At 51.1% G+C, this 24371-nt stretch carries 21 protein-coding genes and 1 pseudogene; 15 read left to right on the top strand and 7 right to left on the bottom strand.

Translation table 11 applies throughout. From position 1 onward, the window contains the following. The first annotated feature begins 101 nt into the window (after window positions 1-101). The 3 genes from flhB to HA49_RS20560 are packed head-to-tail and all read left to right on the top strand — an operon-like array spanning window position 102 to window position 3806. Window positions 102-1250 (top strand): flagellar biosynthesis protein FlhB, encoded by a 1149-nt coding sequence (gene flhB / locus HA49_RS05265; protein WP_038020991.1) that lies wholly within the window; start codon window positions 102-104, stop codon window positions 1248-1250. After that, window positions 1243-3327, top strand: a complete 2085-nt coding sequence (gene flhA, locus HA49_RS05260) for a flagellar biosynthesis protein FlhA (RefSeq protein ID WP_038020989.1) — start codon at window positions 1243-1245, stop codon at window positions 3325-3327. Before flhB ends, flhA begins: the two co-directional genes overlap by 8 nt. After that, entirely contained in the window at window positions 3324-3806 is a 483-nt protein-coding gene (locus HA49_RS20560) for a flagellar protein FlhE (protein WP_156994557.1), read from the top strand. Before flhA ends, HA49_RS20560 begins: the two co-directional genes overlap by 4 nt. Here HA49_RS20560 and argS read toward each other — a convergent pair. Next, window positions 3784-5514 (bottom strand): arginine--tRNA ligase, encoded by a 1731-nt coding sequence (gene argS / locus HA49_RS05250; protein ID WP_038020987.1) that lies wholly within the window; start codon window positions 5512-5514, stop codon window positions 3784-3786. The genes HA49_RS20560 and argS overlap by 23 nt on opposite strands. A 238-nt stretch (window positions 5515-5752) precedes the next feature. Here argS and HA49_RS05245 point away from each other — a divergent pair, with 238 nt between their 5' ends. Both HA49_RS05245 and cutC read left to right on the top strand, forming a co-directional pair. Further along, a complete protein-coding gene (locus HA49_RS05245; protein ID WP_156994555.1) occupies window positions 5753-6322 on the top strand; it encodes a VOC family protein in 570 nt (189 codons plus the stop codon). 290 nt (window positions 6323-6612) lie between these two features. Further along, window positions 6613-7344 (top strand): copper homeostasis protein CutC, encoded by a 732-nt coding sequence (gene cutC, locus HA49_RS05240; protein WP_038020986.1) that lies wholly within the window; start codon window positions 6613-6615, stop codon window positions 7342-7344. A 24-nt stretch (window positions 7345-7368) separates the two neighbouring features. Here cutC and cmoB read toward each other — a convergent pair whose 3' ends face one another. The 3 genes from cmoB to HA49_RS05225 all read right to left on the bottom strand — a co-directional run bounded on the left by cmoB (window position 7369) and on the right by HA49_RS05225 (window position 10013). After that, window positions 7369-8337 carry a tRNA 5-methoxyuridine(34)/uridine 5-oxyacetic acid(34) synthase CmoB gene (gene cmoB / locus HA49_RS05235; RefSeq protein WP_038020985.1) on the bottom strand — a complete coding sequence of 323 codons (969 nt, stop codon included), beginning with the start codon at window positions 8335-8337 and terminating at the stop codon, window positions 7369-7371. After that, on the bottom strand, window positions 8334-9062 hold the full coding sequence (gene cmoA, locus HA49_RS05230) for a carboxy-S-adenosyl-L-methionine synthase CmoA (RefSeq protein WP_038020984.1): 729 nt from the start codon (window positions 9060-9062) through the stop codon (window positions 8334-8336). The genes cmoB and cmoA overlap by 4 nt, the downstream gene beginning before the upstream one ends. A 129-nt stretch (window positions 9063-9191) precedes the next feature. Then, window positions 9192-10013: a DUF72 domain-containing protein gene (locus HA49_RS05225; protein ID WP_038020983.1), complete on the bottom strand. Its 822-nt coding sequence runs from the start codon at window positions 10011-10013 to the stop codon at window positions 9192-9194. Between the two features lie 237 nt (window positions 10014-10250). Here HA49_RS05225 and aspS point away from each other — a divergent pair, with 237 nt between their 5' ends. From aspS to ruvB, 6 genes and pseudogenes are all read left to right on the top strand, one after another. Then, window positions 10251-12035, top strand: a complete 1785-nt coding sequence (gene aspS / locus HA49_RS05220) for an aspartate--tRNA ligase (protein WP_038020982.1) — start codon at window positions 10251-10253, stop codon at window positions 12033-12035. After that, on the top strand, window positions 12035-12472 hold the full coding sequence (nudB, locus tag HA49_RS05215) for a dihydroneopterin triphosphate diphosphatase (protein ID WP_038020981.1): 438 nt from the start codon (window positions 12035-12037) through the stop codon (window positions 12470-12472). The genes aspS and nudB overlap by 1 nt, the downstream gene beginning before the upstream one ends. A 94-nt stretch (window positions 12473-12566) precedes the next feature. Further along, entirely contained in the window at window positions 12567-13310 is a 744-nt protein-coding gene (locus HA49_RS05210) for a YebC/PmpR family DNA-binding transcriptional regulator (protein WP_038020980.1), read from the top strand. Window positions 13311-13348: 38 nt separating this feature from the next. Next, window positions 13349-13870: a crossover junction endodeoxyribonuclease RuvC gene (gene ruvC / locus HA49_RS05205; protein WP_038020979.1), complete on the top strand. Its 522-nt coding sequence runs from the start codon at window positions 13349-13351 to the stop codon at window positions 13868-13870. A gap of 91 nt (window positions 13871-13961) precedes the next feature. Next, window positions 13962-14579, top strand: coding sequence for a Holliday junction branch migration protein RuvA (ruvA, locus tag HA49_RS05200; RefSeq protein ID WP_038020977.1), 618 nt, complete (start codon window positions 13962-13964; stop codon window positions 14577-14579). Between the two features lie 8 nt (window positions 14580-14587). After that, a pseudogene (gene ruvB / locus HA49_RS05195) lies at window positions 14588-15591 on the top strand (Holliday junction branch migration DNA helicase RuvB). Between the two features lie 45 nt (window positions 15592-15636). On the opposite strand, the gene znuB reads toward ruvB, so the two are convergent. Both znuB and znuC read right to left on the bottom strand, forming a co-directional pair. Continuing rightward, window positions 15637-16422, bottom strand: coding sequence for a zinc ABC transporter permease subunit ZnuB (znuB, locus tag HA49_RS05190; protein ID WP_038020975.1), 786 nt, complete (start codon window positions 16420-16422; stop codon window positions 15637-15639). Then, window positions 16419-17174: a zinc ABC transporter ATP-binding protein ZnuC gene (gene znuC, locus HA49_RS05185; protein ID WP_038020974.1), complete on the bottom strand. Its 756-nt coding sequence runs from the start codon at window positions 17172-17174 to the stop codon at window positions 16419-16421. The genes znuB and znuC overlap by 4 nt, the downstream gene beginning before the upstream one ends. A 77-nt stretch (window positions 17175-17251) precedes the next feature. Between znuC and znuA the strand changes: the two genes are divergently transcribed. From znuA to lpxM, 3 genes are all read left to right on the top strand, one after another. Then, window positions 17252-18211, top strand: coding sequence for a zinc ABC transporter substrate-binding protein ZnuA (gene znuA / locus HA49_RS05180; RefSeq protein ID WP_038020973.1), 960 nt, complete (start codon window positions 17252-17254; stop codon window positions 18209-18211). A 15-nt stretch (window positions 18212-18226) separates the two neighbouring features. Further along, window positions 18227-19552, top strand: a complete 1326-nt coding sequence (mepM, locus tag HA49_RS05175) for a murein DD-endopeptidase MepM (RefSeq protein ID WP_038020971.1) — start codon at window positions 18227-18229, stop codon at window positions 19550-19552. 126 nt (window positions 19553-19678) lie between these two features. Next, the gene (gene lpxM / locus HA49_RS05170; RefSeq protein WP_038020970.1) at window positions 19679-20641 is read left to right on the top strand and encodes a lauroyl-Kdo(2)-lipid IV(A) myristoyltransferase; all 963 of its coding nucleotides are present in this window, start codon (window positions 19679-19681) and stop codon (window positions 20639-20641) included. Between the two features lie 52 nt (window positions 20642-20693). On the opposite strand, the gene pyk is transcribed toward lpxM, so the two are convergent. After that, window positions 20694-22136 carry a pyruvate kinase gene (gene pyk / locus HA49_RS05165; RefSeq protein ID WP_038020968.1) on the bottom strand — a complete coding sequence of 481 codons (1443 nt, stop codon included), beginning with the start codon at window positions 22134-22136 and terminating at the stop codon, window positions 20694-20696. 562 nt (window positions 22137-22698) lie between these two features. Here pyk and zwf point away from each other — a divergent pair. Then, complete coding sequence (zwf, locus tag HA49_RS05160) at window positions 22699-24174, top strand: glucose-6-phosphate dehydrogenase (protein ID WP_038020967.1); 1476 nt, start codon at window positions 22699-22701, stop codon at window positions 24172-24174. Window positions 24175-24371 lie beyond the last annotated feature (197 nt).

Here is a 24371-nt window from a genome sequence, read left to right as displayed (position 1 = left end):
CGCTGATCGGCAGAATAGCCAGAAATTTCGCAGGATATACACACAATAGTCATTCCTGAACTCTGTCATGCTCTGATTTTCGTCATTCAGGAGTACTACCCGTGGCAGATCAGGATAAGGACGATAAAACAGAAGACCCCAGTGCACGGCGAATAGAAAAAGCCCGTGAAGAGGGGGATATTCCCCGTTCACGCGAACTGACCTCATTGCTGATGTTACTGGCAGGTTTGCTGTTGTTACGTATCAGTGCCGAACCGTTGGCCCGGACGATGAAAACCCTGATGCGTAGTGGGTTGTATTTTGGCCAGCCTGGGATCCGTGATGGCGATTTGTTACTGATAAGCACTCGTTTGCTCTGGCAGAGTTGCCTGACAATACTGCCGGTGCTGTGCGGCGTCATGCTGGTAGCCGCTTCCGCGCCAATGCTGTTAGGCGGCATCACCCTCAGCAGTAAATCCCTGAAATTTAATCCGGGCAGGATGAATCCCTTAAGCGGTTTCGGGCGCTTATTCAGTGGACAGATGGTAGCAGAACTCACCAAGGCATTACTTAAAGTTATCATCAGTGGCTTTGTGGCCGGTAGTTATTTGTACCGTCACTGGGATGAGTTCATGGGATTGCTGGCATTACCGCTCAGTGAAGCCATTCCTCGGGGACTGGTACTGGTGCTGCTCTGTGGCATAGGGGTGGTGCTCAGTATGATTCCAATGGTCGGGTTTGATGTGTTCTGGCAGCTATACAGCTATCACAAAAAATTACGGATGTCGCGCCAGGACCTGCGGGATGAATATAAACAGCAGGAGGGTGACCCGCACGTGAAAAGCCGCATTCGTCAGCAAATGCATGCGGTTGCCAGACGCAGGATGATGGCTGCAGTTCCGACAGCGGATGTGATTGTCACTAACCCGACCCACTTTGCTGTTGCACTGCAATATCAGGAAGGGAAGATGCATGCACCTAAGGTGGTTGCTAAAGGGCGCGACAAGCTGGCCGCCCGGATCCGTCAACTGGCCGGACAGCACCATATTCCACTGCTTGAGGCACCGACACTGGCCCGGGCGTTATATCGCCATACTGAGCCCGGGGATTTTATTCCCGGGGCATTGTATGGCGCGGTTGCGGAAGTGCTGGCCTGGGTCTGGCAAATTCGCCGCTGGAGAAGCGTTGGCGGAAACCGGCCGGCGGCCCCCCGAAATTTACAGGTACCACAACAAATGGATATGACAGGAGAGTTTACACGGCATGGATAATCTGGCAAAGAAACTACGGCTGCCTGCACGCTGGAGTGAAGTAGAGTGGCAGGTCCTGGCAGGACCCGTGCTGATTCTGATGATTCTGGCAATGATGGTTCTGCCGTTACCTCCGTTTGTGCTCGACCTGTTGTTTACATTTAATATAGCCCTGTCAGTAATGGTGTTGCTGGTGGCGATGTTTACCCGAAAAACCCTGGAATTTGCCGCATTTCCTACTGTCTTGTTGTTCGCCACCTTACTTCGACTGGCCCTGAATATTGCCTCGACACGAATCATTTTATTACAGGGACATACCGGTGCGGCGGCGGCAGGTAAAGTCGTGGAAGCTTTTGGTCATTTTCTGGTCGGCGGTAATTTTGCTATCGGAATCGTGGTGTTTGTCATACTGGTAGTGATCAATTTTATGGTGATTACCAAAGGTGCAGGACGCATTGCCGAGGTCGGGGCGCGTTTTGTACTGGACGGTATGCCAGGCAAACAAATGGCCATCGACGCCGATCTGAATGCCGGTCTGATTGGAGAAGATGAAGCCAAGGCCCGGCGCAATGAGGTGACCCAGGAAGCCGATTTCTACGGGTCGATGGACGGTGCCAGTAAATTTGTTCGTGGTGATGCGATTGCCGGAATTTTGATTATGGTAATTAATATCATCGGGGGATTATTAGTAGGTGTTGTACAGCACGGTCTGGATGTGGGGCAGGCGGCGACCAGCTACACCCTGTTGACGATTGGTGATGGTCTGGTTGCACAAATTCCGGCCTTGGTTATTTCTACAGCCGCAGGGGTGATTGTCACCCGGGTGAGTACCGACAGTAATGTCGGGGAACAGATGGTGAGCCAGTTATTCAGTCATCCCCGGGTGATGTTGTTAAGTGCGGCCGTACTTGGTCTATTAGGTATTGTTCCCGGAATGCCAAATCTGGTGTTTTTGTTGTTTACCGCCGGATTACTGTTGCTTGCCTGGTGGCTGAGAGGGCGGGAAGAGCAACAAACCGCCAGCCGTCAGCAGCAACGCACGCAACCCCGGGATCTGCCGGTGACTGATGTCAGCTGGGATGATGTGGCACTGGAAGACCCGCTGGCGATGGAAGTGGGGTACCGGCTGATTCCGCTGGTGGATGAACTGCAACAGGGCGACTTGCCTGGCCGGATTCGGGGGATTCGCAAAAAGTTTGCCCGGGAAATGGGCTTTTTACCTCCTGCAGTGCATATCAGTGACAATCTGAGTCTGTCGGCTTCCGGTTATCGTATCATTATGAAAGGCGTAGAAATCGGTCGTGGGGATGTCTGGCCAGGCCGCTGGCTGGCGATTAATCCAGGCGGGGCCAGTGGAGAACTTCCGGGTGAGTTGACCCATGACCCGGCGTTTGGACTGCAGGCTAAATGGATTGATACTGCACTGCGTGACCAGGCTCAGACGCTCGGGTACACCGTGGTAGAGGCCAGTACCGTGGTGGCTACTCATCTGAATCATCTGATTAGTCAGTACGCCAGTGAACTGTTTGGCCGGGAAGAGGCCCGGCTGCTGCTTGAGCGGGTTGGCCGTGAAATGCCTAAACTGACGGAAGGGTTAATTCCGGACTTGATTACCCTGACCACACTGCATAAGGTGCTGCAAAATTTGCTCAGTGAACAGGTTTCTGTACGGGATATGCGTACCATCGTTGAAACACTGGCAGAACACTGTCCGGTAACGACCGACAGTGATCAGCTCACCAGCGCGGTACGTATCGGTCTTGGCAGGGCTATCACCCAACAGTGGTTTCCGGGTAATGACGAAATGTTGGTGATAGGCTTGCAGCCAGCTACCGAAACCCTGCTGCTACAGGTGATTCAGAGTGGCAGTGGTCTGGAACCAGGGCTGGCTGAACAACTGACCACACAAACGGCAGCTGCTATTGCCAGTCAGGAAGCCCAGGGCGTCACTCCGGTACTGGTGGTTCAGTCTGGCTTACGTCAGTTGCTTTCCCGCTATTTACGCCGCAGTTTTCCGCAACTGGTGGTGATGTCGGCGGCCGAAGTCAATGCACATCGCCAGATCCGCCAGACTGCGACTATTGGCAATACACTGTGAATACGTTGCGGGTGATGGTACTGCTGGCAGCTCTGCTACCCGGGATGACGTTGGCTGCCGATATCAGCGTGGGTGATCGTCTGGCGGGGCCGGCCGTGACCGCCAGGGGGCGTTGGGTGGCCACATTACCGTTCAGAATCAGCCTGCCGCCAGATATCCGCATTATCAGTATCCGTTGGCGTTATCAGTTAACGGCGGCCGCACCGGCAGGTTTTCAGGCGCAGTTATGCCGTGGCAGGGAGTGTATGCTGACCGATGCGGCACGGGGAATCAGTCGCGGGTTCAACGGCAGACATTCCAGCGGGGCGTTTTACTTTCGATTTCGTCACGAAGGCAGGGCGGTAATCCCGGCGGGGATGCGGGTCAGTAGTGCGGAGATTCAGGTGACTTACCGGCAATCCCATAAGGGGACTGCCGGACAATCCGGGACCCTGCACAACAGCACAGGGCCGGCAGTTACATCCGTTCGACGGTATTAATACCCAAAGTATCCAGCCCGGTTTTCAACGTTCTGGCCGTCAGACTGGCCAGTTTCAGGCGGCTCTGGCGGGTCGCTTCATCTTCTGCGGCAAGAATCGGACAGTGTTCATAGAAACCTGAGAACAATACCGCCAGTTCATAAAGGTAAGAACACATCACATGCGGAGTACCTTCACGGGCTACCTGTAATACCGTTTCTTCAAACTGCAACAGTCGGGTAGCCAACGCAGTTTCACGGGGTTCACCGAGAATAATCTTACCTTCGGTCGCCAGTGCACTGATGCCCGCTTTACGGAAAACTGACAGCACACGGGTATAGGCATACAGCAGGTAAGGGGCAGTGTTACCCTCAAATGCCAGCATATTGTCCCAGTCGAACACATAGTCAGTGGTACGACTTTTCGACAGATCGGCATATTTCACCGCACCAATCCCGATAACTTCCGCCAGCTGTTGCAACTCTGCTGGTGGCATTTCCGGATTTTTATCACTAACCAGTTTCAGGGCACGTTCATGTGCTTCATCCAGCAGATCGGCCAGTTTGATGGTGCCCCCTGCGCGGGTTTTGAACGGACGACCATCTTTGCCCAACATCATGCCGAACATATGGTGTTCGAGTGGCACACTTTCCGGCACATAACCCGCCTTGCGGACAATGGTCCAGGCCTGCATCAGATGTTGATGCTGACGAGAATCAATGTAATAGAGTACACGATCCGCTTTCAGGGTTTCATAACGGTATTTGGCGCAGGCAATGTCTGTGGTGGTATACAGGTAGCCGCCATCCTTTTTACGGATGATAACCCCCATAGGTTCACCTTCTTTGGTTTTATACTCATCCAGATAAACCACGACGGCACCTTCACTTTCAACCGCCAGACCTTTTTGCTCAAGATCTGCGACAATCCCTGGTAGCATCGGGTTATACAGGCTTTCGCCCATCACATCGTCGCGGGTCAGACTGACATTCAGACGGTCATAATTGTGCTGATTTTGCGCCATGGTGATATCCACCAGTTTTTTCCACATCTTCGCACAATATTCATCCCCACCCTGCAGTTTGACGACATATCCCCGGGCACGTTCAGCAAAAACTTCATCCTGATCATACAGTTGTTTAGCTTCGCGATAAAAAGCCTCAAGGTCGGACAGGGCAATCTCTGTTTGTTGTTCCTGCTGTTTCTTTTCCAGGAAAGCTATCAGCATACCGAACTGGGTTCCCCAGTCACCGATATGGTTAGCGCGGATGACATTGTGCCCAAGAAATTCCAGGGTACGGACCGAAGCATCACCAATAATCGTTGAGCGTAAGTGGCCAACATGCATCTCTTTCGCCACGTTAGGTGCAGAATAGTCAATCACGATGGTCTGTGGTTTGACCGGGGCGACATTCAGATTATCAGAAGCCAGCGCTTGCTCAGCCTGAGCGGCCAGCCACTGCGGATCCAGGAAAATATTAATAAATCCCGGACCGGCGATTTCGGTTTTCGCGGCAATTCCATTCAAATCAAGATGACTCAGCACCTGTTCTGCCAGTTGTCGCGGAGCCTGACCCAGTTTCTTGGCAACAGCCATAATTCCATTGGCCTGATAGTCACCAAACTGTGCTTTTGCGGACTGACGAACCTGTGCTTCACAGTCGGCAGGTGCGCCGGCTGCAATCATTGCCTGACTGATTTTTTCTGAGAGAATAGCCTGAATATTCACCGAATTACCTTCATAAGCTGTGACCACCTCTTAGCGAGTCTGCAACAGGCTGTTGCAGATAACATTAGAGGCAGTCATCGAAATTGAGTCGGGCAGTATACGTGAAAGCCCGGCAGACGTCAGCAGTCTGATAGAATCCACGGACAGAAGCTGTCGCCAGGGTTTCACGGCCAGGCTTTACATGTGACAGAGGAACCGTAAAAATAGCGGCGCGGTTTTTTATTATTGATGGAATACTATGAGCGATATAGCTTCTTTTGCCCGGTTGCTGCCGGACCTTGCGGATGATCTGCAACGTTTTGCCGGTGACCTCAGTCATCTTGGTCATCGTCTGGGTCTGTCGCTGGCGAACTTACAGCCTGACCACATCTCGGTCCGTTGTCACCAGATAGCCACGGCTGAACGCTGGGCAGCCGGTTTTTCGCAACTGGGTGAAATGTTTTCCCGCGCTGAAATCAATCAACGCCCGGTTTGCCTGTTCAGGCTGCATCAACCATTGCGTTTACTGAGCTGGCAAATTCATATTATCGAGCTGCCCTGGCCCGGTAATAAACACTATCCGCACGAAGGCTGGGAACATATTGAAGTGGTGCTGGCCGGAGATCCAGAGTCTCTTGGCCAGCGGGCTATGGAGTTGATTGCCGACCAGGGGCTGACTCACCCCGAAATATCATTTAAAACCAGCAGTCCCGCCGCGCGTCACGATTGTTTGCCGAATCCCACTCTGGCGGTCACAGATGGGAAGACCACCATTAAGTTTCACCCCTACAGCCTGGAACAGATTGTCGCCAGCGAGCAGCCGCATTGAGTCATTGTCTCCGGAGCAGGGAAGGAGTCCTGTCTCCGATAGTATTTTGTCAGCGTCTGGCCGTGACACGTCCCGCGAAATATGACGATAATCCACTCGGAGTTTTACAGCAGCTCTCTATTTTTTCTATGAATTTTCACCTTTTATCGCTATCACTGTGATACTGGTCGCCCCTTTCCTCGTGATCCGGTGTCATTATTAGCCGTCATGTTAAACGGTTAGCTTACAGGTGAGTGGGCGCCGTTACTTATAATGCTACAGACGCAACGACATTTGATAAGGAGAGGGTCATGGCTACGTTGGAAATCTGTTGTTACGGTCCGGATTGTGCAATACAGGCCGCTGAGGCCGGAGCAGACCGTATCGAGCTTTGCGCTGCGCCTCATGAAGGTGGACTGACCCCGTCACTGGGCGTACTACAGGAAGTGATAACACAGGTTTCAGTACCGGTACATCCGATTATCCGCCCCCGTGGCGGTGACTTTTGTTACAGTGAGTCTGAATTTCGTGCCATAAAATCGGATATCGCCAGGGTAAAAGAATTCGGTTTCGCCGGGCTGGTCGTTGGTATTCTCGACCAGCACGCCCACATTGACATACCGCGGATGCAGCAGATTATGGCGTTGTGTGGCGGCATTCCGGTGACTTTCCATCGCGCATTTGACCTATGCCAGAATCCCTACCGGGCTTTGGAAGAACTGACCGATCTTGGGGTAACACGGATACTGACATCCGGCCAACAGGAGCGCGCAGAAAATGGCCTGGCTTTGCTGGCTGAGCTTAACACCCGTAGCCGGGGCCCGGTGATTATGGCGGGCTCAGGCGTCAGACTGAGTAATCTGCATCGCTTTACCGGTGCGGGTCTGACCGAGATTCACAGTTCAGCCAGCAAACCGGTCACCTCGCCAATGCATTATCGTAAAGCCGGGGTCAGCATGAGTTCTGTTTCAGCGGAAGACGAGTTTACCCGCTATGTGGTGGATGGTGAAATGGTTGCCGCAATGAAGAGTATGATGCAGTAACCGGCACTCGCCGGTTACCTGTATTCACGGCTTACTGGCGATCAGCACAGCACGCAACGGAGCAGGGTAGCCTTCTGCGGTCAGTTGCTGATCGTCGGGATCAAGAAATTCCGCTAACGACTCACTGGTCATCCATTCGGTGCGACGCTGTTCTTCGGTCGAAGTCACCGCATGATCAACGATGCGTACATTGACAAAACCACTTTTCTGAAGCCAGTTTTTCAGTGCTGCCGCAGAAGGCAGGAAATAGACATTACGCATCTGAGCATAGCGTTCGCCAGGCACCAGGACGGTATGTTCATCGCCTTCGACAACCAGGGTTTCCAGAACCAGTTCACCGCCGCTGACCAGTTGATTTTTTAACTGCATCAGATGATCGAGCGGCGAACGGCGATGATACAGCACGCCCATTGAAAAAACAGTATCAAAGGCATTCAGTTCCGGCAGTTGTTCGATCCCGACAGGTAACAGATGTGCGCGGTTATCATCGCCGAGTAACTTGCGTACCGCTTCGAACTGGCACAAAAACAGTTGCATTGGGTCAATACCCACCACTTGCGCTGCACCTTCACCCAGCATTCGCCACATGTGATAACCACTGCCGCAACCCACATCAAGTACAGTGCGGCCGGCTAGCGGGGAGATATGGGGTAACACACGTTGCCACTTCCAGTCAGAGCGCCATTCGGTATCGATATGGGTGCCATACAACGAATAAGGGCCCTTACGCCAGGGCATTAACTGGCGCAGCAGAGTTTCGATTCCCTGGCGCTGGCGGGGAGTCAGATTGTCACTGTCGGCTGTGACGCTGTTTTGCAGATCGCAGCGTTCAGGTGTCAACTGAGGCAGATGATCGATGGCCTTTTTCCACTGGCGAAAGTGCCCGTGAAGATTCTCACGCTGCCATTGGCTCAGCTGTGCCGGTAATACTTCGAGCCACGGAGCTAACGGGCCGGTCGCGATTTGCTGATAAAAACGTCCAAAATCAATCATTTTATTGCCACAAGAGAGCCAAAATTAAAACACTGAAACCATTGTTCTGCATGCCCGAATCCGGCCTTTGCCAGCCGTGACTTATGGGTTGCGACACTGTCCGTCAACATCACGTTTTCCAGCATGCTGCGTTTCTGACTGATTTCCAGCTCACTGTAACCGTTAGCGCGTTTGAAATCGTGATGCATATTGAACAGCAACTCACCCATCGTCTGGTCGTCGAAACTGAATTTTTCAGACAAAACCAGTGCTCCCCCCGGCAGCAGTCCCTGATAAATTTTATTCAGTAACAGCTGGCGTTCAGCGGGGTCGAGAAACTGCAGGGTGAAATTCAGGACGACCAGAGAAGCATTGCTGATTTCCACCTGACGAATATCGGCTTCGATGACCTGAACCGGGGTCTGTGCCCGGAAGGCATCAATATGCCGTCGACAACGCTCCACCATGGCCGGGGAGTTATCGACAGCAATAATTTCACAGCCGGAATGATGAATATTACGCCGTACCGACAATGTAGCTGCGCCTAAAGAGCAGCCAAGGTCATAAACACGGCTATCTGGCCGGACAAAACGTTCTGCCAGCATACCTATCATTGAAATGATATTAGAGTATCCGGGGACTGAACGCTGAATCATATCAGGGAAAACTTCAGCCACCCGTTCATCGAAAGTCCAGTCGCCTAATTTATCAATTGGCGCTGAAAAGAGTGTATCACGGTCAGACATCACACTATCCGCAAGGTCCTAAAAGCGGCTATTGTCGCAGAAACTGGCGCGGGCTGCATCCGTCGGAGTTATTTTTAGCATCCATCACTACAAATTCACCGGTAACCGGGAAAATCACTGCCTGCCAGATCAGAACAGTGCCGGCTGATCCGGCCATGCTGGCAACGGCGGCAGACCTGCCGTCAGCGGCTGTAACTCAGGCCATAGCAGGTGGAGCAACGGGAAGACTTCCCCCATTTCCGGGGTGTGAATAAACAGCAGCGGGGAGGATACTGACTGCCATTCTCTGATGCGCGTCGACCAGTCATGAAACAGCTTAACTGAGGCTTCAGTTTCGTCACTGCCGATAAAACGAATCATCGGTTGTCGGGCAGTGCGTACCGCATGGACCGGCACTTTAGGTTTTTTGGCTTTGGCGTCGAGAGCTGCTGCACTGCGCGAAGGTGATGCATGTACAGCCCGGCTATCGAGAATGACTCGATTTACACCGCGATCGGCCAGCCCACGGTTTAACGCCCGCTCTGCTTCGCCACGGGCAAAGAACTCCGGATGTCGGACTTCCACGCCATAACTGAATGCGGCCGGCAGTTGCTTCAGAAAGGACCATAACTGTGGTAACTGAAGTGGGGAAAACCGTGCCGGTAACTGCAACCAGTATTGTCCGATCCGGTCAGATAACGGATCCATCCGGCGGAAGAATTCGTTCAGTAACTCTACGCTGTCACGCAGTTCCGTGCCGTGGCTTATCGTCGCCGGAAATTTAAAGCAAAAGCGAAACCGGTCACTGGTCATGGATCGCCAGCGCAGAACGGTATCGACCTCCGGCAGTGCGTAGAGTGTGGTATTACCTTCTACACAATCAAAATGCCGGGCGTAATCTTCCAGAGTATGCAGCCCGGCACGTTTCCACCAGGGGTGTTGCCACTGAGGCAGGCCAATTCGCAGAGTCACCGGGTCTCCTTGTCAGACAGCATGTTATCGTAAAGGTGACTCAGAGTAGCCTGAAACTGAGGTAAAACGAAAACTTTAGTCTCTTGACTGCTGAGTAATCAACCGCTTTGATGCTGGCATACTTATCCTGTGGCAGTTTTTCCAGTATAATACGCCCCATTTTGCAGCCGGTGATTTTCGGTAAAGATTCCCGACACAGTTCAGGCCGCTGCGGCAAGGTCAAAAAAGGATAGCGTTATGCGTACAGAATATTGCGGAAAGCTCAACCTGTCCCACGTGGGTCAGAAGGTTACTCTTTCAGGATGGGTTAACCGCCGCCGTGATCTCGGCAGCCTGGTGTTTATTGATATGCGTGATCGTGAAGGCATTGTTCAGGTGTTCTTCGACCCGGATTACCAGCAGGCTTTTACGCTGGCGTCTGAATTACGCAATGAATTCTGTATTACTATCGAGGGTACAGTACGGGCCCGCGACGAGCGTAACAGAAATAAAGAGATGGCCACCGGTGATGTCGAAGTGCTGGCGACCAGCCTGACCATCATTAATCGTTCTGAACCACTGCCACTGGATTCAAACCACGTGAATACAGAGGAAGCGCGTCTGAAATTCCGTTATCTGGATTTACGTCGTCCGGAAATGGCTCAGCGCTTCAAAACCCGAGCCCGCATCAGCAGCTTTGTGCGCCGCTTTATGGATGCCAATGAGTTTCTGGATATTGAAACTCCAATGCTGACTAAAGCGACACCGGAAGGGGCCCGTGATTATCTGGTGCCAAGCCGGGTTCACAAAGGGGAGTTTTACGCTCTGCCGCAGTCACCTCAGTTGTTTAAACAGTTACTGATGATTTCAGGGTTCGATCGTTACTACCAGATAGTGAAATGTTTCCGTGATGAAGATTTGCGGGCTGATCGTCAGCCGGAATTCACCCAGATCGACGTAGAAACCTCGTTTATGACCGCGCCACAGGTGCGTGAAATCATGGAGAGAATGATCCGTGAATTATGGCAGGAAATCCGTCAGGTCGATCTGGGGGAGTTTCCGCAGATGACCTTCGCCGAAGCGATGCGCCGGTTTGGATCCGATAAACCGGATCTGCGTAACCCGATGGAGCTGGTGGATGTCGCTGATCTGCTGAAAGACGTGGAATTTGCTGTTTTCTCCGGACCGGCAAATGATCCTAAAGGACGGGTTGCCGCACTGCGGGTACCTGGAGGGGCACAATTGACCCGTAAACAGATTGATGAGTACACCAAATTCGTCGGTAATTACGGTGCCAAAGGCCTGGCATGGATGAAGGTGAATCAGCGTAATTCGGTTCCTGAAGGTATTCAGAGTCCGGTCGCGAAGTTTCTGAGTAATGAAATTATTGAGGAAATTTTGCAACGTACTGCGGCAGTGGACGGCGATCTGATTTTCTTCGGAGCAGATAAAGCCAGTGTGGTAGCAGATGCTATCGGTGCGCTGCGGCTGAAAACCGGGCGTGATCTGCAACTGACAGACGAAAACAGTTGGGCTCCGCTGTGGGTGGTTGATTTCCCGATGTTTGAAGAAGATGCAGAGGGACGCATGTCAGCCATGCACCATCCGTTTACTGCACCGCGGGATTTGACGCCTGAGGAACTGACTGCTTCCCCGACCGATGCCATTGCCAATGCCTACGATATGGTGATCAATGGTTATGAAGTGGGCGGTGGATCTGTACGTATCCATAACGGTAAGATGCAGCAGGCGGTTTTCGCCCTGTTGGGTATTGATGAACAACAACAACAGGAAAAATTTGGCTTCCTGCTGGATGCACTGAAATATGGTGCGCCACCGCATGCCGGCCTGGCTTTCGGTCTGGACCGTCTGACCATGCTGCTGACCGGTACCGATAATATTCGTGATGTGATTGCGTTCCCGAAAACTACCGCAGCCGCTTGTCTGCTGACGGATGCCCCTGGCCCGGCGAATCCGGATGCCCTGGAGGAGCTGGCTCTGCAGGTGGTGAAAAAAGAAAAGCCATCTTCTGAGAACGCATAATGAAATATAAACATCCGGTGTCGGTACTGGTCGTAATTTACGCCCGGGATACCGGCAGGGTGTTGATGTTACAGCGCCGGGATGATCCCGGGTTCTGGCAGTCGGTGACGGGTAGCCTGGAATCGGGTGAACAGCCCGACGAGGCCGCGATACGGGAAGTAAAGGAAGAGCTGGGGATAGATATCCCGGCACAGGGACTGGAGCTGACTGACTGCAGGCAGCAGATTAGCTTTGAAATCTTCCCGCATTACCGGCATCGCTATGCTCCGGGGGTGACACATAATCAGGAACACTGGTTTTTGCTGCCACTGCCGGAAGAACAGGCGGTAATACTGACCGAACATTTAGCCAGCCAGTGGTTGCCCGCAAATGAGGCTGCTGTGCTGACTAAGTCGTGGAGTAACCGCGAAGCAATTGAAAAATTTATCGCCCGCTGATGCGTCAGGGCGATGTCATTGGATGAAAAGCGTAATGATTTTCACGCGCTTTGTCCCCGATTATCTGATAACGAGATAGTGAGAGACCAAATATATGGCCGGACACAGTAAATGGGCTAATACCAAACACCGCAAAGCGGCACAGGATGCTAAACGCGGGAAAATTTTCACCAAGATTATCCGTGAGTTGGTGACCGCCGCCAAACTGGGTGGTGGCGATGCTGGTTCCAACCCGCGCCTGCGCGCTGCGATGGATAAAGCGCTGTCAAATAACATGACCCGTGACACCATGAACCGTGCCATTGCACGCGGGGTAGGCGGTGAAGATGACAGCAACATGGAAACCATCATTTATGAAGGCTATGGCCCGGGTGGCAGTGCCGTGATGGTAGAATGCCTGAGTGATAACCGTAACCGTACCGTTTCAGAAGTGCGTCATGCCTTCACCAAAACCGGGGGTAACCTGGGGACCGATGGTTCTGTTGCCTACCTGTTTAGCCGCAAAGGCGTCATTTCCTTCGCGCCGGGCCAGGACGAAGATACCATTATGGAAGCGGCGCTTGAAGCCGGTGCAGAAGATGTCATGAGCTATGATGACGGTGCTATCGATGTGTTCACTGCCTGGGAAGATCTGGGTAAAGTGCGTGATGCTCTGGAAGCGGGTGGACTGAAAGCTGATAACGCCGAAGTGACTATGATTCCGTCGACCAAAGCAGAAATGGATGCCGATACTGCGCCAAAACTGTTACGTCTGATAGACATGCTGGAAGACTGTGACGATGTGCAGGAAGTTTACCATAATGGTGAAATTTCTGATGAGATTGCAGAAACCCTGTAATCTGCCATGCACGATAACCGCGACACAGGGCTTTTGCTATGGCAATCATTCTGGGGATAGATCCTGGGTCACGTATTACCGGATATGGTGTTATCCGCCAGGTAGGCAGGCAACTGACCTATCTGGGAAGTGGTTGTATTCGCACTAATACTGCGGCGTTACCTGAACGCCTGCGGCTGATTTATGCCGGTGTCAGTGAAATTATCACTCAGTTCTCGCCGGACTATTTTGCTGTTGAACAGGTGTTTATGGCGAAAAATGCGGATTCAGCGTTGAAACTGGGGCAGGCCAGGGGAGCGGCAATTGTTGCAGCGGTGAATCATGAAGTACCGGTGTTCGAATATGCCGCACGCCAGGTCAAGCAGACGGTGACCGGTACCGGGGCCGCCGAAAAAGCGCAGGTTCAGCATATGGTACGTAATTTGCTGAAGCTCCCCGCCAACCCTCAGGCCGATGCGGCTGATGCGTTGGCGATTGCCATCACTCATTGCCATATTAGCCAGAACGCGTTACGGGTCAGTGATAATGCGTTATTATTGGCACGCGGCAGATTGCGCTGAAAAAACAGATAACATCACCAGGGCTGGATATTCATCCAGCCTTTTTTATGCTATAAACCACAGCAGTGCTTAAAACATAAGGATACGCAGAGTGATTGGTCGGCTTCGGGGTCTTATACTGGAAAAACAACCGCCGCTGGTATTAATTGAAGCGAACGGGGTAGGTTATGAAGTTCATATGCCAATGACCTGCTTTTATGAATTGCCGGAACTGCAACAGGAAGCGTCGGTATTCACACATTTTGTGGTCAGGGAGGATGCCCAGTTACTGTTTGGTTTTAACAACCGGCAGGAAAGAACCCTGTTCCGCGAGCTGATTAAGGTTAACGGTGTTGGACCAAAACTGGCGTTGGCCATTTTGTCCGGCATGTCGGCACAGCAGTTTGTTCATGCTGTGGAACAACAGGAAATTGGTGCGTTAATTAAGCTGCCTGGTGTCGGTAAAAAAACGGCTGAGAGACTGGTCGTGGAAATGAAAGACCGCTTTAAAGGGATGCATGGAGATCTGTTTACCGGTGATACTCCGTTTGAGTTGTCCGCCCCTTCATCAGCACCGGCTGAAGCGAATGACGCCGAGGCCGAAGCGGTGTCTGCACTGGTGGCTCTGGGCTACAAGCCTCAGGAAGCCAGCCGTATGGTCAGTAAAGTGGGGCAGCCCGGGGCTGATTGTGAAACATTAATCCGTGAAGCATTACGTGCTGCAATATAAGGACCGTTATGATAGAAGCTGACCGTCTGATCTCCGCTGTGCCGCAAAGCGAAGAAGAAAGTCTGGACCGTGCTATCCGCCCGAAGCTACTTGGCGAATATGTCGGGCAACCCCGGGTGCGGGAGCAGATGGAAATCTTTATCAAAGCCGCCAAAATGCGCAATGATGCTCTGGACCATTTACTGATTTTTGGTCCTCCGGGTTTGGGTAAGACCACGTTGGCCAATATTGTCGCTAACGAAATGGGCGTGAACCTGCGTACAACGTCCGGTCCGGTACTGGAGAAAGCAGGGGATCTGGCAGCCATGCTGACTAACCTGGAACCTCATGATGTGCTGTTTATCGATGAAATCCACCGCTTATCGCCTGTCGTTGAAGAGGTGCTCTATCCGGCGATGGAAGATTATCAGCTGGATATTATGATCGGTGAAGGGCCTGCAGCCAGGTCAATAAAAATTGATTTACCCCGTTTACCCTGATTGGTGCCACTACCCGCGCCGGATCACTCACTTCACCACTGCGTGATCGTTTTGGCATTGTGCAGCGGCTGGAGTTTTATCAGGTCGCTGATTTACAACAAATTGTGGCGCGGAGTGCAGCTTGCCTCGGGTTGCCGCTGTCGCCGGAAGGTGCGTTGGAGATTGCGCGCCGTGCACGTGGTACGCCACGTATTGCTAACCGGTTATTACGCCGTGCCCGCGACTATGCCGAAGTTCGGGCCGATGGGGAGATGAACGGGAGTATTACCGCCAGCGCACTGGATATGCTGAATGTTGATAGTGAAGGTTTCGATTATATGGATCGAAAATTGCTGTTGGCAATTATCGACAAATTCACCGGCGGGCCGGTGGGATTGGATAATCTGGCTGCGGCGATTGGCGAAGAGCGGGAAACGATTGAAGATGTTATCGAACCTTATCTCATCCAGCAGGGGTTTATTCAGCGCACCCCCAGGGGGCGGATGGCCACTCAGCATGCCTACCGGCATTTTAATATCGTTCGGGACGAATAACGGCGATAAATTTAGAAGGTGCAGATGCACCTTCTGAAGAGTGTTTCAGATTGCACTTTTTTTCAGCAGGCTGAGCACAAACAGTAACGTTGCACTCAGCACTACTGAAGGGCCTGCCGGGGTATCGTAAAGTGCCGAAAAGGCCATACCACCTGTGACTGCCAGCATTCCACAGATGACCGCTAAACCCGCCATTTGCTCAGGGGAGCGTGAGAAACGCCGTGCAGTAGCAGCCGGAATAATCAGCAGGGAAGTGATAATCAGGGCTCCGACAAATTTCATGGCGACCCCTATCGTCAGAGCGGTGGTAAGCATCAGCAATATCCGGCAACGCTGCAGATTAACTCCTTCAATCTGTGCAAGTTCAGGGCTAATGGTCATCGACAGTAGTGAACGCCACTGACAGAGTAGCAACACAACTACTGCCAGTACGCCCCCCCCGATAATCCACAGGTCACCGGGAGCTACTGAGAGTAAGTCCCCGAACAGATAGGCCATCAGGTCGACTCTGATGTTCGACATCAAACTGACCACCACCAGGCCGAGTGATAATGCACTGTGGGCCAGGATGCCTAGCAAGGTATCGATAGCCAGTTGCTGACGATGCTCCAGCAACACCAGCAACAACGCCAGCAACAGTGTTATGGCAATCACGGCATAATAGGGGTTAATGTTCAGTAACAAACCGAACGCCACCCCGAGTAACGAGGCATGTGCCAGTGTATCGCCAAAGTATGACATGCGCCGCCAGACCACAAATGAACCGAGCGGACCTGCAGCCAGCGTCAGTAGCATTCCACCCAGCCAGCCGGGCAACAGTAATTCAATCATCGGTGTTCATTCCCCTTACGTAACACAATCCGGCCTTGCAGGTCATGGCGATGATTATGGTGGTGACGATAGATAGCCAGTTCTTCTGCACCACGTGGTCCAAACAAGGCAATAAATTCCGGATGCTGAGTGACAATTTCGGGGGTTCCTGAACAACAAATGTGATGATTCAGGCACAACACCTCATCGGTCCTGGCCATTACCAGATGCAGGTCATGTGAGACCATTAGCACTCCACAGTTCAACTCAAGACGCAACTGATTAATCAGATCGTAAAGAGCAACCTGACCGTTGACATCGACCCCTTGGGTCGGTTCATCCAGTACCAGCAGTTGCGGACGACCGGGTAGTGCGCGAGCCAGCAGTACCCGTTGTAGTTCTCCACCGGAAAGCGTTTGCAAAGCTGAGTGTTGCAGGTGCGCTGCCTGTACCCGAATCAGTGCCGGTAATACATCGGCTGCTTTGACGCGCGGAGAAAGGCGCATAAACCGGTCCACGGTGAGAGGAAGCGTGGGATCAATATGCAATTTTTGCGGTACATACCCGGTCGTCAGTCCATGGATACGGCGGACAGTGCCCTGTTGAGGTTTAAGTAAACCCAGTATCAGGCGCACTAACGTCGATTTACCTGCGCCATTGGGTCCCATCAGGGTCAGAATTCTTCCGGCTTTTAGTGACAGGGTGATATTGCTTAATACATTGCGATGACCAAAGTCTACCGAAATGTTGTCTAGCGCGACCAGTTCAGTCATGATTTTTACAGTTTGCAACAATATTATAATGTTATAATATCACAATTATAGATGGTATTCTTAAGGTTTGAATTAAAATGTTACATTTAAAATCATTTTATTTTCCGCTATTATCTGCGCTCTCTGTTAGCAGTTTATTTCCGGTCACTGCCCATAGTGAAGTGGTCACTTCGATCAAACCTCTGGCGTTTATTGCGTCAGCCATTGCAGACGGAGTGACCCCGGTGAGTGTGGTACTGCCTGACGGTGCCTCAGAGCATGAATATGCACTGCGACCTTCTGATATAAAACGTATAAAAAACGCAGGGTTAGTTATCTGGATTGGGCCAGAGATGGAGGCCTACATGACCAGTGCGGTGGCGACTATACCGGCAGATAAAACAGTGCAACTTGCAGCTCTGCCTGCGGTGACGCCATTACTACTCAAGGGGGATGATGATGATCACGATCACGAACTTCATCAGGATGATCACGTATCCTCAGCTACGGAGAACTCCGATGTTCATCATTCCCATGGTGAATATAATATGCATATCTGGATGTCGCCAAAGATAGCCGAAGCATCGGCAATTGCAATTCATGATAAATTGTTGGAACTTATACCAAATCGTAAAGACCAACTGGATGCTAACCTGGAATTTTTTAAAGCCAGGCTGGTTGAAACCGATAAACAAATACGTGCCCGGCTGGCGCCGGTAAGTCAGAAAGGCTACTTCGTTTTTCATGATGCCTACGGCTATTTTGAGAACTATTTTGGTCTGTCGCCGCTGGGGCATTTTACTGTGAATCCTGAAATCCAACCCGGAGCTCAGAGATTACACCAAATAAGAACACAGTTGGTTGAGCAGAAGGCCGTATGTGTCTTTGCTGAGCCACAATTCAGGCCAGCCGTTATCGATGCGGTTGCCCGTGGTACGTCGGTGCGTAAAGGTACTCTTGACCCATTGGGTATGAATATCGGAGTCACCCGTGAGAGTTATGTGCAATTTTTGTCACAGCTGTCTGTTCAGTACACGAGCTGCCTGAAAGGAGCATAAAAGGAAAACAATTTAGTGCAACAGATTGCCCGTTCTGTCGCCCTGGCATTTAACAATCTGCCGCGACCTCATCGTATTATTCTGGGGTCGCTAAGCGTAATTACGCTGGCTGTCGCAGTATGGCAGCCTCCGTTTTATCCGCATGGCGATCTATCCGAATCGATAGTCAGAAATATTGAAACCGACAGTCAGCAATTGAGTCAGATCCTGCCTGAAGCCAGTGAGCCGCTGGATCAGAGTAGTTCAACTGCAGATGAAGAAGATGTTCCACCAGATGGTGCGGGAGACACCGATACACCGACTGGCCGTGATTACACGGTATCTGCGGGCGATACGCTGAGTAGTATCCTTAATCAGTATGGTATTGACCTTTCGGATGTCAATTCGCTGGTCAGCAGTGATAAAGCACTACGTAATCTTAATGTCGGGCAGAGTCTGAGCTGGACACTTAATGCAGATGGTCAGTTACAAACCCTGAGCTGGGAAATCTCACGTCGTGAAACCCGTGATTACCAGCGTAATGCTCAGGATAGTTTTACCATGACGCCGACTATCCAGAAAGGTATCTGGAAAGATACCGTTTTACGTGGCGCGGTGCAGGGGAGCTTCTCTCAGAGCGCCCAGCGTGCAGGGCTATCGGCAGCAGAAGCCAGTGCGGTGATTAAGGCGCTGCAATGGCAAATGGATTTTCGTAAATTACGGGCAGGGGATAAATTTAGTGTCCTGATGTCGCGAGAAAATCTCGACGGTAAAACCATGCAGAGCCAGTTACTGGGCGTTCGGTTACGCTCTTCCGGTAAAGATTATTACGCTTTTCGGGCCGATGACGGAAAATTTTATGACCGCAATGGTTCAGGGTTGTCACGAGGGTTCCTGCGTTTTCCGACAGTGAAACAGTTCCGTGTTTCCTCTAATTTCAACCCGCGTCGCCTTAACCCTGTCACTGGCCGGATAGCTCCTCACCGCGGTGTGGATTTTGCCCTGCCGATTGGTACGCCGGTGCTGGCTGTGGGAGATGGTGAGGTAATTACCGCTAAAAATGGCGGAGCCAGCGGAATTTATGTCGCTTTGCGTCACGGTCGTCAGTATATGACTCGTTATATGCACCTGAGCCGTTTACTGGTTAAACCCGGGCAGAAAGTGAAACGCGGTGATCGTATCGCATTATCCGGTAACACCGGACGCTCAACCGGACCGCACCTGCATTACGAAATCTGGATTAATAACCAGGCGGTGAATCCACTCACCGCGCAGATGCCAAGAATGGAAGGTTTGAATGGCAGTGCCCGCAAACAGTACCTGGCCGATGTAAAAGGCTGGCAAAAGCAACTAACGTTTTAAACCTGAGGAAGAAACTCAGTTAGAAAGCCGGGGGATTGTTACCCGGCTTTTTTCATTTATGCAGATGATTATTGCAAAATATCCCTTCAGCACTATCATAATCCCGGTATCTACAGAGGCCAGTGCATGAAGAATGAAAAAAAGAACAATGTTGAATTTATTCCGCAGTTTAAGACGGAATTTCTGAAGCCTCGCTACTGGGGCAACTGGGTAGCCATTGCTGCTCTGGGGGGAATGGCTTTGTTACCGGTCTCTGTCCGTGATCCGGTGCTGGGAACACTGGGCAAGTGGGTGGGCCGGTTGGCCAAAAGTGCCCGCAGACGCGCCCAAATTAATCTGTTGTATTGCCTGCCGGAGTTGCCGGAAGAACAGCGTGAACAGATCATCGATAAAATGTTTGCTACCGCACCTCAGGCGATGGTGATGATGGCTGAACTGGCGTTAAAAAAACCGCAGCCAGTGCGTAAAAGGGTGGTCTGGCATGGTCGCGAGATCATCAGTCAGTTACAGGAACAACAACAGAACGTTATCTTTCTGGTACCGCATGGCTGGGGGGTGGATATTCCTGCGATGCTGCTGGCTTCTGAAGGCCAGAAGATGGCCGCGATGTTTCATAATCAGAAAAATCAGCTGATGGATTATCTCTGGAATCGCTTACGCCGCCGGTATGGTGGCCGTATGCATGCGCGCAATGACGGGATAAAACCCTTTATTAGTTCGGTACGGCAGGGGTACTGGGGTTACTATCTCCCTGATCAGGACCACGGCGCGGAACATAGTGAATTTGTTGATTTTTTTGCGACCTATAAAGCGACACTGCCGGCCATTGGAAGACTCATGAAGGTCTGTCGTGCACAGGTTGTGCCGTTATTTCCGGTTTACAACGGGAAAACGCATCAGCTGGATATTTTTATCCGTCCGCCAATGGAAGATCTGGAGCAGGCTGATGATAGAACATTGGCGCGTCGTATGAATCAGGAGGTAGAAGTATTCGTCCGGCCGAATCCGGAACAATACACATGGATTCTTAAGCTGCTGAAAACCCGTAAGGAAGGGGATATTGAACCCTATAGACGCAAAGACCTGTAATCACTGAACACCTATACTGCGGGCAATCCTTTTGCCCGCAGTAGGGTGAGAATTACTCTACTCTGAGCACACGGCTGGTATTGGTCGTTCCGCTGGCACCCATCACATCCCCCTGGGTCACAATCACCAGATCCCCGGTCATCAGATAACCTTTATCACGTAACAGGGTGACAGCATCGTAGGCTGCGGCCACACCATCTGTGTAACTTTTGAACGCAACCGGAGTGACACCGCGATACAAGGCGGTCAGGCTAAGTGTTTTAGGATGGCGGGACATCGCAAAAATCGGTAATCCTGAGGTGATGCGTGAAGTCATCAGTGCTGTTCTGCCCGACTCAGTCATAGTAATAATGGCACTCACCCCCCGCAGATGATTCGCGGCATACATGGCAGACATGGCTATCGCTTCTTCGATATTATCAAACTGCACATCGAGACGATGTTTTGAGACGTTCACACTGGGGATCTTTTCCGCACCAAGACAAACTTTAGCCATGGCACTGACCGTTTCTGCCGGATACTGACCCGCGGCAGTTTCCGCTGACAACATAACAGCATCTGTTCCATCCAGAACGGCGTTCGCTACATCCATAACTTCCGCACGGGTAGGCATCGGGTTAGTGATCATGGATTCCATCATCTGGGTTGCGGTAATCACGGTACGGTTGAGCTGACGAGCACGACGGATCAGGGTCTTCTGAATCCCTACCAGTTCAGGATCTCCAATTTCTACACCGAGATCGCCACGGGCGACCATAACAACATCACAGGCAAGGATTATATCATCCATGGCAGCCTGGGTTGCTACGGCTTCTGCACGTTCCACCTTAGCGACAATCTGAGCATCACAACCCGCTTCCTGAGCCAGTTTGCGCGCATAATGCAGATCGGCACCGGAGCGTGGGAAAGAGACAGCCAGATAATCGACACCAATTTTGGCTGCGGTATGGATGTCCGCCTTGTCTTTTTCGGTAAGTGCTGCGGCAGATAAGCCGCCGCCCAATTTATTGATCCCTTTATTATTTGACAGTGGACCTCCGACGGTCACTTCGGTAAACACCTGAGAGTCATTGACCCGTAATACTTTTAACTGAACGCGGCCGTCGTCCAGTAATAAAATATCACCGGGTACGACATCCTGGGGTAAACCTTTGTAATCAATTCCGACTTTATCTTTATCACCTTCGCCTTTACCCAGGCCGGCATCAAGTAAGAAGGCATCACCGACATTCAGAAATACTTTTCCGTCTTTGAACGTGGACACACGGATTTTTGGACCCTGCAGATCTCCGAGAATAGCGACATGACGTCCGAGTTTTGCTGCAATTTCACGTGTTTTATCTGCCCGGGCCTGATGATCTTCAGGACTCCCATGCGAGAAGTTGAGACGAACTACGTTAGCCCCTGCTGCAATGATCTTTTCAAGGTTATTATCGCGATCAGTGGCGGGGCCAAGGGTAGTAACGATTTTGGTTCTTCTGAGACGTCGTGACATTGAAGGACTCCATTGACAAAAAAATGCGGGATGGCTGCCGCATCGGAATTTATGCCGGTATTCTAGCTGAAAGGTGTTACCCATTTCGAGCTAAAATGTTGTCATAATGTTAAGTATGGCGGTACCTGTACTGTTATTATCTCAGCGCTATTTGACCGGCAGATCTTTGATACGGTGCAACTAAAAATGAAATAATTTTTTCTGCCTGAGACAGTGTAAAAATAAGGACCCTAACACCCTAAACTGTGACAGAAAAAAAGTCACCGGCTATTATTGTCGGAGGTAATTTCAATCTTAGTCACACAGTAAAAATGGCGCAGAAATGATAAAATCGCCCTAATGGATAAGCTATCACTAATAGTTTCACGTAGATATGAAGACTGTGATTCTGTCTGCCGGGAGTTCTTTGCAGGCGCGTCTACAGAACCCATTGAAACATCAGGGGATTAACCTTGTATTTACCTGGTGTTATGAAAGCAGTACAGTGTAACGCAATTGAATAATGAAAGAGTCCGACAATGTCAGCAGACAGTGACGGTAATTCTGCAACGAGGAGAATAGAATGTCGGTAACCCATCAGGCCCAGGCATGTGATCTGGTCATTTTCGGTGCCAAAGGCGATCTCGCACGCCGCAAGCTGTTGCCATCCCTGTATCAGCTGGAAAAAGCCGGACAGATCCATGAAGATTCACGCATCATTGGTGTAGGCAGGGCAGAATGGGATAAAGCTGCCTACATTAAAGTGGTTCGTGAAGCACTGGAAACCTTTATGAAGGAAAAGATCGATGAAGCGCTGTGGGATAAACTCAGCAACCGTCTCGATTTTTGTAACCTGGATGTCAACGACAGCGCCCATTTCGCTCGTTTAGGCAAGATGCTGGACCAGAAAAAACGTACCACCATCAACTACTTTGCAATGCCGCCCAATACTTTTGGGGCTATTTGTAAAGGTCTTGGCCAGGCGAAACTGAATGCCAAACCTGCACGTGTTGTGATGGAAAAGCCGCTGGGCACCTCTCTGGAAACTTCCCGCGAAATCAACGACGGAGTTGGTGAATATTTTGAAGAAAGCCAGGTATTCCGTATCGACCACTACCTGGGTAAAGAAACCGTACTGAATCTTCTGGCTCTACGTTTCGCTAACTCACTGTTCGTGAATAACTGGGATAACCGCACTATCGATAGTGTGCAAATCACTGTTGCTGAAGAGGTAGGTATCGAAGGTCGTTGGGGTTATTTCGATAAAGCCGGTCAGATGCGCGATATGATACAGAATCACCTATTGCAGATTCTGACTATAATCGCGATGTCTCCTCCTTCGGATCTGGGTGCTGACAGTATCCGTGATGAAAAAGTGAAAGTGCTGCGTTCACTGCGTCGAATTGATCAGTCTAACGTCCGTGATAAGACGGTTCGTGGCCAGTACACTGCTGGTTTTGTGCAGGGTAAAAAAGTGCCGGGCTATCTGGAAGAAGAGGGTGCAAATAAAACCAGTGCCACCGAAACTTTTGTCTCTATCCGGGTGGATATTGATAACTGGCGCTGGGCCGGCGTACCCTTCTATCTGAGAACCGGTAAACGTCTGCCGTCCAAATGTTCTGAGGTGGTCGTTTACTTCAAAAATCCGGAACTGAATCTGTTCAAAGATTCCTACACCGAGTTACCACAGAATAAACTGACCATTCGACTGCAGCCGGATGAAGGCGTTGCAATCGAAATTCTGAATAAAGTGCCTGGTCTGGATCACAAGCACAAACTTCAGACGACTAAACTGGATCTGAGTTTTTCAGAGACCTTCAATCAGTCACACCTGGCGGATGCTTATGAGCGCCTGCTGTTGGAAACCATGCGCGGTATTCAGGCGTTGTTTGTGCGTCGTGACGAAGTTGAAGCTGCCTGGACGTGGGTTGACTCTATCATTGAAGCATGGGCAGCCGATGGGGAAGGTGCTAAACCTTATCAGGCAGGTACCTGGGGACCGGTCGCTTCTGTCGCGATGATCACCCGTGACGGGCGTTCGTGGAATGAATTCGAATAATACATTCTGTTAAATTTTCTTATGGCCTGCTTTGCAGGCCTTTTTTTGACACAAACCAGTAAGCAAACTGCCACAGCCTTCTCTGCTATTTTGTCTGAATTGCTCTTATCCCGGTCGGGACTCCGCGTAGTAACCATTCTAATGCATTGTCTTTAAATAAAAAAAATACTATGCAATCAGGTATTCATCTTTCTGAT

The organism is Tatumella morbirosei (assembly GCF_000757425.2).
Classification (GTDB): Bacteria; Pseudomonadota; Gammaproteobacteria; order Enterobacterales; family Enterobacteriaceae; genus Tatumella; species Tatumella morbirosei.
Note: the sequence above shows the minus strand (reverse complement) of the source record. Positions and strands in the feature narration are given on the sequence as shown.

Excerpts from the sequence above, each read along its gene's own strand:
- HA49_RS05245 (WP_156994555.1), top strand. The coding sequence starts at position 5,753 with ATGAGCGATATAGCTTCTTTTGCCCGGTTGCTGCCGGACCTTGCGGAT.
- cutC (WP_038020986.1), top strand. The coding sequence starts at position 6,613 with ATGGCTACGTTGGAAATCTGTTGTTACGGTCCGGATTGTGCAATACAG.
- pyk (WP_038020968.1), bottom strand. The coding sequence starts at position 22,136 with ATGTCACGACGTCTCAGAAGAACCAAAATCGTTACTACCCTTGGCCCC.
- znuB (WP_038020975.1), bottom strand. The coding sequence starts at position 16,422 with ATGATTGAATTACTGTTGCCCGGCTGGCTGGGTGGAATGCTACTGACG.
- cmoB (WP_038020985.1), bottom strand. The coding sequence starts at position 8,337 with ATGATTGATTTTGGACGTTTTTATCAGCAAATCGCGACCGGCCCGTTA.
- ruvC (WP_038020979.1), top strand. The coding sequence starts at position 13,349 with ATGGCAATCATTCTGGGGATAGATCCTGGGTCACGTATTACCGGATAT.
- aspS (WP_038020982.1), top strand. The coding sequence starts at position 10,251 with ATGCGTACAGAATATTGCGGAAAGCTCAACCTGTCCCACGTGGGTCAG.
- flhA (WP_038020989.1), top strand. The coding sequence starts at position 1,243 with ATGGATAATCTGGCAAAGAAACTACGGCTGCCTGCACGCTGGAGTGAA.
- cmoA (WP_038020984.1), bottom strand. The coding sequence starts at position 9,062 with ATGTCTGACCGTGATACACTCTTTTCAGCGCCAATTGATAAATTAGGC.
- nudB (WP_038020981.1), top strand. The coding sequence starts at position 12,035 with ATGAAATATAAACATCCGGTGTCGGTACTGGTCGTAATTTACGCCCGG.
- lpxM (WP_038020970.1), top strand. The coding sequence starts at position 19,679 with ATGAAGAATGAAAAAAAGAACAATGTTGAATTTATTCCGCAGTTTAAG.
- znuA (WP_038020973.1), top strand. The coding sequence starts at position 17,252 with ATGTTACATTTAAAATCATTTTATTTTCCGCTATTATCTGCGCTCTCT.
- zwf (WP_038020967.1), top strand. The coding sequence starts at position 22,699 with ATGTCGGTAACCCATCAGGCCCAGGCATGTGATCTGGTCATTTTCGGT.
- HA49_RS05210 (WP_038020980.1), top strand. The coding sequence starts at position 12,567 with ATGGCCGGACACAGTAAATGGGCTAATACCAAACACCGCAAAGCGGCA.
- znuC (WP_038020974.1), bottom strand. The coding sequence starts at position 17,174 with ATGACTGAACTGGTCGCGCTAGACAACATTTCGGTAGACTTTGGTCAT.